The 12,536-nt window shown below is 64.3% G+C and carries 10 protein-coding genes; 5 read left to right on the top strand and 5 right to left on the bottom strand.

What is annotated here, in order from left to right; translation table 11 throughout:
- From VI26_RS19840 to VI26_RS19830, 3 genes are all read right to left on the bottom strand, one after another.
- A partial coding sequence (locus VI26_RS19840; RefSeq protein ID WP_048411493.1) for a hypothetical protein occupies window positions 1–1,301 on the bottom strand: 1,301 nt, incomplete at its 3' end.
- Between the two features lie 2 nt (window positions 1,302–1,303).
- Window positions 1,304–1,726 carry a DNA polymerase III subunit chi gene (locus VI26_RS19835; protein ID WP_048411492.1) on the bottom strand — a complete coding sequence of 141 codons (423 nt, stop codon included), beginning with the start codon at window positions 1,724–1,726 and terminating at the stop codon, window positions 1,304–1,306.
- Complete coding sequence (locus tag VI26_RS19830) at window positions 1,713–3,278, bottom strand: leucyl aminopeptidase (RefSeq protein ID WP_048411491.1); 1,566 nt, start codon at window positions 3,276–3,278, stop codon at window positions 1,713–1,715. Before VI26_RS19830 ends, VI26_RS19835 begins: the two co-directional genes overlap by 14 nt.
- A gap of 201 nt (window positions 3,279–3,479) precedes the next feature.
- Between VI26_RS19830 and lptF the strand changes: the two genes are divergently transcribed.
- From lptF to VI26_RS19805, 5 genes are all read left to right on the top strand, one after another.
- Window positions 3,480–4,580 (top strand): LPS export ABC transporter permease LptF, encoded by a 1,101-nt coding sequence (gene lptF / locus VI26_RS19825; protein WP_048411490.1) that lies wholly within the window; start codon window positions 3,480–3,482, stop codon window positions 4,578–4,580.
- A 7-nt stretch (window positions 4,581–4,587) separates the two neighbouring features.
- Window positions 4,588–5,664 (top strand): LPS export ABC transporter permease LptG, encoded by a 1,077-nt coding sequence (gene lptG / locus VI26_RS19820; protein ID WP_048411489.1) that lies wholly within the window; start codon window positions 4,588–4,590, stop codon window positions 5,662–5,664.
- Between the two features lies 1 nt (window position 5,665).
- Window positions 5,666–8,239, top strand: a complete 2,574-nt coding sequence (locus VI26_RS19815; RefSeq protein WP_048411488.1) for a [protein-PII] uridylyltransferase — start codon at window positions 5,666–5,668, stop codon at window positions 8,237–8,239.
- Between the two features lie 442 nt (window positions 8,240–8,681).
- On the top strand, window positions 8,682–10,310 hold the full coding sequence (locus VI26_RS19810) for a protease pro-enzyme activation domain-containing protein (RefSeq protein ID WP_048411487.1): 1,629 nt from the start codon (window positions 8,682–8,684) through the stop codon (window positions 10,308–10,310).
- Window positions 10,311–10,409: 99 nt separating this feature from the next.
- Window positions 10,410–11,054: a HugZ family protein gene (locus tag VI26_RS19805; protein ID WP_048411486.1), complete on the top strand. Its 645-nt coding sequence runs from the start codon at window positions 10,410–10,412 to the stop codon at window positions 11,052–11,054.
- Between the two features lie 61 nt (window positions 11,055–11,115).
- Here the strand turns inward: VI26_RS19805 and ribA are convergent, their stop codons facing one another.
- Entirely contained in the window at window positions 11,116–11,697 is a 582-nt protein-coding gene (gene ribA, locus VI26_RS19800) for a GTP cyclohydrolase II (RefSeq protein WP_048411485.1), read from the bottom strand.
- A 96-nt stretch (window positions 11,698–11,793) separates the two neighbouring features.
- Window positions 11,794–12,519: a GAF domain-containing protein gene (locus tag VI26_RS19795; RefSeq protein WP_048411484.1), complete on the bottom strand. Its 726-nt coding sequence runs from the start codon at window positions 12,517–12,519 to the stop codon at window positions 11,794–11,796.
- Window positions 12,520–12,536: the final 17 nt, after the last annotated feature.

The raw sequence follows: 12,536 nt of genomic DNA, 5'->3' as shown, positions 1-12,536 counted from the left end.
TCTTCCACCGACAAGGCCGATGGCTCGGCCAGCGATTCCTCGGCAGCGACTTCCGGCACCAATGCTTCGGCTGCGGCGACAGGCTCTGGCTGTTCCAGAGCGGGTTCTTCCGCCGACAAGGCCGATGGCTCGACCAGCGATTCCTCGGCAGCGACGGCTGACTCGGGCGACTCCTGAATAGGCTCCGCCAACGGTAACTCCGCCGCCTGTTGCGGCTGTTCCCAGATCTGCTCCAGCGCTTGCTCCACTGCTGACGGCACGGCGGTAAAGTCCGCGGCCGGCATCTCCAATACCGTATCCGGCACTGGCTCCTGAACAGCAACAGCGGTTTCCGACGGCTCCAGCTCGGCTTCAAGCGCCAGTTCTTCCGCGGCGAAACCCGCCGCAGGCATATCCAGCGCCGGCTCGGCGGCCGGCGTTTCCACGCCGACAAGCGCCTCGGGAATCCCTAACTCCGGCTCCTGCTCCGGCTGCAGCGACAAGGCCGGCGCGGCCTCAGCAACAGCTTGCGGCGCGGCCGGCTCGAACCCGGCGCTTTCCGGCCAGTTCGGCAGCAGGCTGTCCACCTTGGTTTCCGGCCCCACCCCTCCGCCAAGCACGCCGGTGGGCAGGCTATCCAGGGAAATCGAGGTAAACGGCGTCGCGGCCGGCGGCATTGGCTCGGGCTCTGGCTGGACCTCGGTGGCTTGGTCGAACGCAGCGTCGGCGGGCTGCGTCGCTTCCGCTTGCGGTGCAGCGGCGTCCGCGACATCCGGCGAGGCGACGGGGGCAGCGTCCCCCAGCGGTTCCAGCGGCTCAAAGTCGGCAGCGACTGCCGATGCGGGCTCAGCCGCGGCCGCCAGCGGCGGTTCAACTATCTGCTCAAGCCGTGGCTCCGGACTTGCCGTGGCCAGTTCCTCTTCCGCCGGCGTCAGCGAAAATTCAAAATCGCCAGCCCCTGCCGGCATGGGCACGTCCCAGCCCGGCAGCGCCTGGTCCAGGCCTGGCTCGGAGGCGGAAACATCGCTCAGGTCCAGCGAGGGCAGCGAGGTCAGATCCAACAAGGGCTCCTCGCTGGCGGGCGCTTCCGCGATCAGGTCTTCAAGGCTCAGTTCGGGAATTTCCAGCTCGGCGGGAAGTTCTTCGCGCTGCGCGCCCAGTTGGTCGGCCAGCGCGTCCATTTCGCTGGAGAAATCAAAATCGGGGATGTCGATGACTTCGTCGCCCAAGGTGGGCACCTGCGACTCGTCCACCACCTCGGTCAACACCGGCAGGTTGAGGCCGGACCAATCAGGCTCTTTCGGCTTTGACGGCTCGCTCATGGTCACTTATTGCTCATGTCGTGATGTTCGATTGCATAACCGCGCTCGCGATACGCCTTGAACCGCTGGCGCGCCGTGGCCAGTGACGCCTCATCGCGTCCGACTATCTCCAGAATACGCTCAAAGCGCTCCATCCGCTCCGGCAAATGCGAACCCAGGTTCAACAATACCGGGTGTTCCAGCGTGTCCGGCAGACGGGCGGTCAGCCAGATCGGCGTGTCCGCCGCCTCGTCGGCGCCCAGCCGGCAATGCGGGACAAAGCGGGTATCGCCAAAGCTCCACAACTGCCGACTGAAGGTTTCCAGCTGCTGCTCGCTGTCGAACCAGATCAGCAGCCGTTCCCCCTTGCGCATCACCGTGGCCGCCAGCAGGCAGGCAAAGCCCTGCGGATCGGCCACCTTGGTGTAAAAATCAATCCTGCTCATCGTCCACCGCTTCCGGGGCTTCGCGGCGAGGCCGGCCGCGACGCACCACATTGCCCAAGGCGATATCCGCGCGATCCTGCAGGAACTGCACCAGCAGCGGCACCGGACGCGCGGTGGCGCCCTTGTCCTTGCCGCCCTTCCAGGCGGTGCCGGCGATGTCCAGATGCGCCCAGTCGTAAGCCTTGGCATAGCGCGACAGGAAGCAGGCCGCGGTGACGCTGCCGCCCGGACGACCGCCGATATTGGCCATGTCGGCGAACGGGCTCTTCAGCATGTCCTGGTATTCATCCCACAGCGGCATATGCCAGGCGCGATCAGCCACTTCCTCGCCTGCGGCCAGCAGTTCGCGCGCCAGGCTGTCCTGATTGCTGTACAGCGCGGTGGCGATGTGGCCGAGCGCGATCACGCAAGCGCCGGTCAAGGTGGCCACGTCGATCACCGTCGCAGGATCGAAGCGTTCGGCATAGGTCAGCGCATCGCACAGGATCAGCCGGCCCTCGGCGTCGGTATTGAGGATCTCGATGGTCTGGCCGGACATGGAGGTGACGATGTCGCCCGGCTTCAAGGCATTGCCATTGGGCATGTTCTCGCAAGTCGGCACAATGGCCACCAGGTTCAGCGGCAGATTCATTTCCACCGCCGCGCGGAAGGCGCCCAGCACCGTGGCCGCGCCGCACATATCGTACTTCATCTCGTCCATGCCCTCGCCCGGCTTCAGCGAGATGCCGCCGGAGTCGAAGGTAATGCCCTTGCCCACCAACACGATGGGCTTGTCCGCCTTGTCCTTGGCGCCGTGGTGACGCAGCACGATCAGCCGCGCCTCTTCCACGCTGCCCTTGGCCACGGACAGGAAGGAGCCCATGCCCAGTTCGGCGATTTCCTTGGGCCCCAGGATCTCGGCGTCGGCGCCAAAGGCCGCGGCCAGCTGGCGCGCTTCCTCGCCCAGATAGCTCGGGGTGCAGACATTGCCCGGCAAATTGCCCAGATCCTTGGCCAGCTTCATGCCGCCGCCTATGGCCAGGCCGCGCTGCAGGCCTTTTTCGCCGTCGGCCAAGTCGCTGCGGCGCGGCACCGCCAGCGTCAGTTTGCGCGGCTCGCGCACCGGCTCCTCGGATTTGCTCTTGAAGCGGTCAAAGCGGTACAGCGCGTCCAGCGTCACCACCGCCGCCTGCTCAATCATCCACTCGACATCGTGCTTCTTGACTGTCAGTTCGCTCAGGTAGCTGACCGCTTCCACCGCCGAGGTCTGGGTCAAGGCCTTGATCGAGGCGCGCACTGCCTCGCGGTATTCCTTGGCGCGGAACTCGCGCTCCTTGCCCAGGCCCACCAACATCACCCTGTCGCACAGAGTGTGCGGCACCGAATGCAGCACCAGCGTGCTGCCCAGTTTGCCTTCCATGTCACCGTGGCGCAGCACTTCGCTGATGAAGCCGTTGGAGATGCGATCCAGCAGATCGGCGGCGAAGGTCAGCTTGCGGGATTCGTATACGCCGACGATAACGCAAGCAACCCTTTGCTTTTCCGGACTGCCGCTTTTTATGTTAAATTCCATTGAGAACTCCCGTGTAGAGCGAGTGTCTGTTGCTCCACCTCTTAACCGGCCGTCGATGCACGGGTAGAATCCTGACGGCCCGGCCTTCCGGTGAAGACGGATTTTGTTGTTGATTCCGAAATCGTCCAATTTTGACGTTTCTGGATGGTCCCCGGAATTATCACAATGCTTTTCATGAAAAGTCAAAAAGGCACTGAATAAATGGTTTTTCAAAAAAGCCTGACACGCGAGCTGACTTTGAGCGCATTAGGCGTTTTCATCGTGTTGCTGGCGATTATCGTTTCCACCCAGGCGGTCAATCTGCTGGGGCGCGCCGCCGAAGGGCAGATGGCCAACGAAGCCGTTGCCGCGGTGCTGGGTTTCACTACGCTGGGCTTCTTCCCGGTATTGATGATTTTGACGGTTTTCGCCACCATTCTGGTGGTTTTGACCCGTATCTGGCGTGATCATGAGATGGTGGTCTGGCTCAGTTCCGGCCTGTCTCTCGGCGACTGGGTATGGCCGGTGATGCGCTTCACCCTGCCGCTGGCGGCGCTGATCGCCGGCGTCACCCTGTTCATCGGTCCATGGGCGGACCAGCGCAGCCAGGACTATGCCGAACAGATCAAACGGCGCGAAGAAGTTTCAGCAATCTCCCCCGGTGTGTTCAAAGAATCGTCCTCGTCCAACAAGGTGTACTTCATCGAGAACTATTCCGGCGAGCACGGCGCGGCCACCAATATCTTCATGCAGGAAATCACCGACGGCAAAGTGGCGACGATTTTCGCCAAGTCTGGTTTTATTACCACCAAGCCGGACGGCGAGCGCGTGGTGGTGCTGGAGCACGGCCAGCGCTACGTCGGCGAGCCTGGCAGCGCCAATTACGAGGTCGCGGAATTCCAGCGCTACACCGCCGGCATCGGCGAAAGCCAGCAAATGCCGGGACCGTCCGGCAACCGCCAGGCCATCCCCACCGCTCAACTGTTGAGCCAGGACTCCGCCGACTACCGCGCCGAACTGGCGTGGCGGCTGTCGATGCCGATCAGTTGCGTGATCCTGGCGCTGCTGGCGATACCGATGTCCTATTTCAACCCACGCAGCGGCCAAACCTACAATCTCTTGCTGGCGCTGCTGGTTTTCTTCGTTTATCAGAACGGGCTGACCGTGGCTCGCAACTGGGTGGCCCAGGGCAAGGCCGGCGTCTGGCTGGTGCTGCTGGTGCACCTGGCCATGCTGGCGCTGGCGCTGGCGCTGCTGAGTTATCGCAACCGGCCCGCCCGCCCCATCGGCCAGGCCCTGTCCCTGCTGTTCCGTAAATCCTGATCCCGTCATGAAACTGATTCATCGCTACATCGTCGTCACCCTGAGCCAGGCGACCCTGTTCACCCTGCTGGCCCTACTGGGCCTGTACGGCTTCTTCGACCTGCTGGCCGAAGTCCCCAGCCTGGGCAAGGGCAGCTATACCCTGGCCAAGATGCTGGGCTATGTCGCGCTGCTGATCCCCGGCCACGCTTATGAATTGATGCCGCTGGCGGTGCTGATCGGCGGCATGGTGGCGATGACCCAACTGGCCACCAGCAGCGAATACACTGTGATCCGCACCAGCGGCGTGACGCTGCCGCAAATCGCCGCCACCCTGCTGAAATTCGGCCTTGGCTTCGCGCTGCTCACCGTGCTGCTCGGCGAGGTGGTGGCGCCGCGCACCGGCCAGCAGGCGCAAAGCCTGAAGCTGTCCGCCACCCACTCCATGGTGGCGCAGGAATTCCGCTCCGGCATCTGGGTCAAGGACAATCAGAACTTCATCAATGTCCACGAGATGCTGCCGGACACCTCCTTGCTGGGCGTGCGCATCTACACCTACGACGACAATTTCCGCCTGGTCCGCACCCGCTACGCCGAACGCGGCTCCTTCTCCAAGGACGAGCAGCAATGGCAGCTGACCAATGTGCGCGAAACCACGCTGGGCGCCGAACAGACGGTCAGCCGTCACTATCCGTCGCTGGCGTGGAAATCCATCGTCGAGCCGGAAATCCTGTCGGTACTGCTGGTGGTGCCGGAGCAGATGTCGGCCACCGCGCTGCTGACCTATCTGGAGCACTTGCGCAGCAATAAACAGCAGACCCAACGCTATGAGATCGCCTTGTGGAGCAAGCTGTTCTACCCGCTGGCCTGCATTTCGATGGCGCTGGTGGCTCTGGCCTTCACCCCGCAGCAACGCCGCCACGGCCAGCTGGGCATACGCTTGTTCGCCGGCATCTGCCTGGGCGTCGCCTTCCACTTCGTCAACCGCTTGTTCGGCCATCTGGGCCTGCTCTACGACTGGAACCCCATCCTGTCCGCCACCCTGCCCACCCTGCTGTTCCTGATAGCCGGCGTCGCCATCATCGCCAGACAGGAAAGGCGCTGACATGAGCTTGCCGACCGCGGAAGCCCTCGCCCAATGGCGCCAGGACCTGGTCGGCAAACGTCAGGCGCTGGCGGAGCAATACCGCCAGCAACATAATCCGCAGGAGTATCTGAAGCGCCACAGCCAGGCGGTGGACGCCATGCTGCAAACGCTGTGGGCGCAGTCCGGCCTGGACGGCGCCGCCAGCTTGATCGCGGTGGGCGGCTATGGCCGCGGCCAGCTATTCCCCTATTCCGACATCGATCTGCTGGTGCTGCTTTCCCGAGCGCCGTCATCGGAACTGGGCGAGCGCATCGGCGCCTTCATCAGCTTGCTGTGGGATGTGGGCCTGGAAATCGGCCATAGCGTGCGCACCGTGGACGAATGCCTGTCCGAGGCCAGCGGCGACATCACCATCGAGACCAATCTGCTGGAAAACCGGCTGATCGCCGGCGATGCCGCGCCATGGCGGCGCTTGAGCGCGCTGCTGGAGCGCCAGCGCGACCCGCTGGCCTTCTTCGAGGGCAAGACCCTGGAACAGCAGCAGCGCCATACCCGCCACTTCGGCGTCGGCAACAATCTGGAGCCCAATCTCAAGGAAAGCCCGGGCGGGCTGCGCGATCTGCACACCATTCTATGGATCAGCAAGGCGATAGGCCTGGGCGACAACTGGGACGCGCTGGTGCGCCGCGGCATCCTGACCCTGGCCGAGGCGCGGCTGATCAAGCACAGCGAACGCCAGTTGCTGAGCCTGCGCATCGAGCTGCACCTGCTGGCGCGCCGGCGCGAAGACCGGCTGATCTTCGATCTGCAGCAGCAGCTGGGCCGCGCTCTGGGCTTGCAGGACACGCCGGCCAAGCGCGCCAGCGAGCAGGCGATGCAGCTGTATTACCGCGCAGCCAAGACCGTCAATCAACTCAACGGCATCCTGCTGCCCAATCTGCGTGGGCGCATTTATTCGCAAGTGCCGCGCGTCACCCAGAACCTGAACGAGCGCTTTTATTCGGTCAACGGCATGTTGGGCATCCGCCAGCCCGATGTGTTCGAAAAACACCCGTCCGCGATTCTGGAAGCCTTCCTGACCTTGCAGCGCCACCCGGAGCTGAGCGGCTTCGCGCCGCGCATGCTGCGCGCGCTGTGGCATGCGCGCAGCCATATCAATGAACGCTTCCGCGCCAATCCGCGCAACCGCGAACTGTTCTTGCAGATGTTCCGCGAACCCAACGGCCTGACCCGCGGCCTGCGGCGAATGAATCTATACGGCGTGCTCGGCCGCTACCTGCCCAATTTCGGCCACATCGTCGGCCAGATGCAGCACGATCTGTTCCACGTCTACACCGTGGATGAACACATCCTGATGGTGGTGCGCAATCTGCGCCGCTTCGCCAGCAGCGCCTTCACCCACGAATATCCGCTGATGTCGCGGCTGATCAACGACTTCGAGCGGCCGGAAACCCTGTACCTCGCCGGCCTGTTCCACGACATCGCCAAGGGCCGCGGCGGCGATCACTCGGTGCTCGGCATGGTCGATGCGCTGGAGTTCTGCCGCCAGCACGGCCTGCCGCCGCAAGACGGCGAGCTGGTGGCTTGGCTGGTGGGCCAGCACCTGACCATGTCCAGCGTCGCGCAGAAACAGGACATCTACGACCCGGAAACCGTGAGCCGCTTCGCAGAACTGGTCGGCACCCCGCGCAGGCTGACCGCGCTCTACCTGCTGACCGTGGCCGATATCCGCGGCACCAGCCCCAAGGTCTGGAATGCGTGGAAGGCCAAGCTGCTGGAGGACCTCTACCACGCGGCAATGCGCCAACTGGTGCGCGGCGGGCAATTGGACGTCGCCTCCGAGCTGGAGGAACGCAAGCACCAGGCCCAGACGCTGCTGCGCCTGCACGCGGTGCCGAACGGCGTGGAAGCCGCCTTGTGGCAGCAGTTGGACACCGTCTACTTTCTGCGCCATGAGGCCAAGGAAATCGCCTGGCACGCGCGCCTGCTCAACCGCTTCGTCCACGCCGAGCAGCCCCTGGTGCGCGCGCGGCTGTCCGACGACCACGAAGGCATCCAGGTGCTGATCTACACCCGGGACCGCCCGGAGCTGTTCGCCCGCGCCTGCGCCTTCTTCGGCCGCACCCATTACAGCATCGCCGACGCCAAGGTCTACACCACCCGCCACGGCTACGCGCTGGACACCTTCCACGTCTTCGTGCCCGAGCATCATGACGGCGATTACCGCGACATGATCAACTTCATCGAATTCGAGCTGGCGGAGTGCCTGCGCCAGGAAGGCGAGCTGAGCCTGCCGGCCCAAGGCCGCATCAGCCGCCATCTCAAGCACTTCCCGATCACGCCGCAAATCCTGATCCGCCCGGACGACAAGGCCAGTTTCTACGTATTGTCCATCGTAGCCGGTGACCGTCCCGGCCTGCTGGCGCGCATCGCCAAGGTGCTGTCCGACTACCGGATGAATGTGCAGTCCGCCAAGATCATGACCCTGGGCAGCCGCGCCGAGGACTCCTTCCTGATTTCCGGGCCTGGCCTCGGCGACGACAAGACCGTGCTGGCGCTGGAGAGCGCGCTGCTGGCGGCCTTGCGGCTGTAAGAACCCATTCAAAGCCTGCTGCGCTTCGGCGATACAAAGCGCTTACCGCGCATGACGGCTGTCCAGTTCCCGCCCTCTTTAAAATACTCATGCGCTCCATGAGCAAAACTGCTCGCTACTTCTCCGCTCATGCGCGACAGGCCTTGCATACATCCAAAGCGCAAGCTCAAATCCATTAGGCATACTCATTGCCACCATCAAACAAACTCATCGCTCTTGTATTTTTTTTGCGTTTTGCATACAGATTTGACGCTGATCAATAATTTACTTGTCATCACTTGTGGTTTGGGATTACACATTCAGCGTTCCCCATCGGGAGCAGCCCTTCCGCACCAAGGGCAACCAACCTGGATCAAAGGCTCGCCATCGAGCGACTACAAGCCTGATCCAAGGGCTCTGCCTAACCGCAGGCCCGCGCGGTACTTCTTCAAAGGAGAAGTGAATGTTTGCCAAGCAATACACGGCCGCACTGGTGTCCGCCGCCTTCTTCAGCATCGCGGCGCAAGCAGCAACCCTCAACTGGCAATCGACCAGCACCCTGGCCCACCCGGTACAAAGCCTGATCCCGCAAGCGCAAGACAGCGGCGAAGTCGCGGCCGGCCAGAGCGTGCACATCGCAGTGGCGCTGAAAGTACGCAACAAGGCACAGCTGGACGCGCTGACGCAGAGCATTCTGCAAGGCGGCAGCAAGCACTACCTGAGCAAGACCGAGTTCCTGAACCGCTTCTCGCCCACCGAGGCGCAAGCGCAGACCGTGGTCAAGCATTTGCAGGCCAGCGGCTTCCGCAATATCAAGGTGGCGCCCAACCGCCTGCTGATCACCGCCGACGGCAGCGCCGCCACGGTCAAGGCCGGCTTCCAGACCTCGCTGCACCGCTACAACATCAACGGCCGCCAGGCCTTCGCCAATGTCGCCAACGCCCAGGTGCCCAGCCAACTGGCCGACATCGTGCTGGCGGTGCACGGCCTGCAGAACGTGCATCAATTCCACACCGCACTGCGCCACCCGACGCCGCAGGCCTTCAAGACCGCCAGCGTCAGCGGCCATTCCCCCACCGATTTCCCGTCCATCTACAACGCGAACAGCCTGCCGCCGGCCAGCAACACCACGGTGGGCATCATCGCCGAGGGCGACCTGACCCAGACGCTGAGCGATCTGCAGGACTTCGCCAGCGGCGCCGGCTACGGCACGGTGGCCACCTCGGTGATCAATAGCGGCACGCCCACCAGCGACACCTCCGGCACCGAGGAATGGAACCTGGACAGCCAGGACATTCTCGCCGCCGCCGGCGGCGCGGTGCAGCAGATGAACTTCTACGTCGCGCCGTCGATGACCAATGCCGACATCACCGCCGCCTTCAACGCCGCGGTCAGCGACGGCAGCGCCAAGGTGGTCAACGTTTCGCTGGGCGAATGCGAGACCAGCGCGCAGAGCGACGGCATGACCGCCAGCGCCGACCAGATCTTCCAGGCGGCGGTGGCCCAGGGCCAGACCTTCTCGGTGTCCACTGGCGATTCCGGCTCCTACGAGTGCGGCGGCCGCACCGCGCGCCAGAGCTATCCGGCGGTATCGCCGTACGTGATCGCGGTGGGCGGCACCACGCTGTCCACCAGCGGCCAGACCGGCTATCTGTCGGAAAGCACCTGGAACGGCGGCGGCGGTGGCCCCAGCTATACCGAGAGCGCTCCTGCCTGGCAGACCAGCGCCGGCGTGCTGACCATTTCCAAGACCAAGCGCGGCGTGCCCGACGTCTCCTTCGACGCCGACCCCAATAGCGGCGCGCTGGTGCTGGTCAACGGCAGCACTTCGCAGATCGGCGGCACCAGCCTGGCGGCGCCGCTGTTCACCGGCTTCTGGGCGCGCATCGAATCGGCCAACGGCAACAACATCAACTCGCCGGCGCCGTCGATCTATAAATACTTCAAGGCCAATCCCTCGCTGTACCATGACGTCACCAGCGGCAGCAACGGCGCCTACAGCGCCGCCAAGGGCTGGGACTACACCACCGGCTGGGGCAGCCTGAACATCGCCAATCTGAACGCCTTCATCGCGCGGACCCCTGGTTTTTAAAGCAGCGCCCTCTCGCCTTGAGCCCCGCTACGCCGGGGCTTTTTTGCGCCTGGCCGCGACGCCGGCTAAGATGAGCCCACTTCGCGCCGGAAACCAAACATGAAAATCCCGCCCTCAGCCGCCATCCATCTGCTGCACCGCTGCGTCCACGCCAGCCTGGCCAGCCACAGCACCCAGCTGGCCGGCTACCCCTACGCCACGCCGATACCCTGCGTACCCGACGCCCGCCACCGGCCCACGCTCTGCCTCAGCGCGCTGGCCGAACACAGCAAGAACCTGCAGGCCGATCCTCGTTGCAGCGTGGCGCTGCTGGACCCGGCGGCGGCGTCCAGCCAGAGCGGCGCGCGCCTGACGCTATTGGGCGACATGGAAGCCTTCCAACCCACTCCGCTGGAGCTGGCGCGCCATCTGCGCTACCAGCCTGAGGCCGAGAACTGGCTGCAGCTGGACTTCGCCTTTTACCGGCTGCGGCCGCAACGGCTGCGCTATATCGAGGGCTTCGGCCGCATGGGCTGGCTTGAGGCCGAGCAGTGGCTGGACGGCGCGACGCTGGAGCCGGAGCAAGAGGCGGAGCTTCTGGCGCAAGGCGCCGCCCTGCCCGCCGACGTCCGGCTGTTGGGCGTTGACTGCCACGGCATCGATTACGAGATCGCCGCCGAGCGCCGACGGCTGGCTTTTCCCGATGCGCTGACGGCGGCCGAGCTGTCCGCCCGCTGGCAGGAACTCTGCGCGGCGCTGGCATGAAAAACGGGAGCCATGGGCTCCCGTTCGTACATCCCCGACTGCGCCGTTCCGGCGCGGCCGCTCACTTGAACAACATATGGCCCAGTTTGCTGGCCTTGGTGTCCAGATAGCGGTCGTTGTGCGGATTGCGCCCCACTTCCAGCGGCACCCGCTCCACCACGTCGATGCCGGCGCTGCGCAGGGTTTCGATCTTGCGCGGATTATTGGTCATCACCCGCACTCGCGACACGCCCAGTTGGTCCAGCATATGACGGGCGATGCGGAAATCGCGCATGTCGGCGGGGAAGCCCAAGCGCTCATTGGCCTCGACGGTATCGGCGCCGCCATCCTGCAGCTGGTAGGCGCGGATCTTGTTGATCAGCCCGATGCCGCGGCCTTCCTGGCGCAGATACAGCAGCGCGCCGCGACCTTCGGCGGCGATGGCGGACAAGGCCGCTTCCAGCTGGAAGCCGCAGTCGCAGCGCAAGGAAAACAGCGCATCGCCGGTCAAGCACTCCGAATGCAGGCGCGACAGCACCGGCTCGCCGTCATCTATCGTGCCCAGGGTCAGCGCGACGTGCTCGCGGCCACCCACTTCCTCAAAACCATGCATGGTGAACTCACCCCACGGGGTGGGCAGCTTGCAACTGGCGACGTATTCCATCCTCGGCTCATCCACGCTGAGCTCGACAGCAGGCAATGACATTGTTTCTCCGCTAAACCTGGTAAGCGCGCCTGAATCCGCGCGCGATAATCTTTATTAACTGTGGTCGGCTTCCGGATTTTCAAGCGCCAGCGGCAAGGCGGCGAAGGGCTCGGCCAGCACGATGGCCAACGCGGCCAGCCACACCAGCCTCTCCGGCGTGAAGAAACCGGCGCTGGACGCCTCGGCGTCCAGAATGCCCAGCACATTGTCGTCCTGGCCCTGCACCGGCAGGCACACCTCGCTCATCACCTTGGGGTCGCACTCGTAATAGCCGCCGCCCTCGGCGCGCCAGGCTTTGACGTCCTCGATCAGCACCGCCCAGCCGGTCAGGCCCACCCGGCTATTGTTGCTGTACTCGGCGAAGGCCTCGGTCAGCGGAAACTCGGCGCGGCTGGGCACGCCCTGATAGGCCAGCTTGACCAGCTTGGCCTGCTGGCCCTTGCCTATCTTGCGGTACACGCCCAACCAGTCCGCACCCACCCTGAGGTTCACCGACTCCACCAGCGCCAGCAGATTGCGCAGCGCCGCCGTCGCCTCCGGGCTTTCGCCGCCGAACAGCGGCGCCAGATCATAAGGCTCCTCCGCCAGCTCCTCGAACAGCGAGCAGCTGCCGTCCTCGCTCAATTTGGGCACCCGGTAGCGGTACAGGTCCTGGCGCGCCGCCGGCTTGTCCGCGCTCAAGACCGCGGACAGGGTCAGCACCGCGATCTGCAGCTCGGTGCGATCCAGTTCCAGGCTCTGCTCGCGCAGATAGTCGGACAGTTGGCTTACGGGTATCATGACTGTGCTCCTGAAGG

The sequence above is a fragment of the Chromobacterium sp. LK1 genome (genome assembly GCF_001043555.1).
In the GTDB taxonomy this organism is placed as follows: Bacteria; Pseudomonadota; Gammaproteobacteria; order Burkholderiales; family Chromobacteriaceae; genus Chromobacterium; species Chromobacterium aquaticum.
Note: the sequence above shows the minus strand (reverse complement) of the source record. Positions and strands in the feature narration are given on the sequence as shown.

Excerpts from the sequence above, each read along its gene's own strand:
- ribA (WP_048411485.1), bottom strand. The coding sequence starts at position 11,697 with ATGGAATACGTCGCCAGTTGCAAGCTGCCCACCCCGTGGGGTGAGTTC.
- VI26_RS19795 (WP_048411484.1), bottom strand. The coding sequence starts at position 12,519 with ATGATACCCGTAAGCCAACTGTCCGACTATCTGCGCGAGCAGAGCCTG.
- lptG (WP_048411489.1), top strand. The coding sequence starts at position 4,588 with ATGAAACTGATTCATCGCTACATCGTCGTCACCCTGAGCCAGGCGACC.
- lptF (WP_048411490.1), top strand. The coding sequence starts at position 3,480 with ATGGTTTTTCAAAAAAGCCTGACACGCGAGCTGACTTTGAGCGCATTA.
- VI26_RS19810 (WP_048411487.1), top strand. The coding sequence starts at position 8,682 with ATGTTTGCCAAGCAATACACGGCCGCACTGGTGTCCGCCGCCTTCTTC.
- VI26_RS19830 (WP_048411491.1), bottom strand. The coding sequence starts at position 3,278 with ATGGAATTTAACATAAAAAGCGGCAGTCCGGAAAAGCAAAGGGTTGCT.
- VI26_RS19815 (WP_048411488.1), top strand. The coding sequence starts at position 5,666 with ATGAGCTTGCCGACCGCGGAAGCCCTCGCCCAATGGCGCCAGGACCTG.
- VI26_RS19835 (WP_048411492.1), bottom strand. The coding sequence starts at position 1,726 with ATGAGCAGGATTGATTTTTACACCAAGGTGGCCGATCCGCAGGGCTTT.
- VI26_RS19805 (WP_048411486.1), top strand. The coding sequence starts at position 10,410 with ATGAAAATCCCGCCCTCAGCCGCCATCCATCTGCTGCACCGCTGCGTC.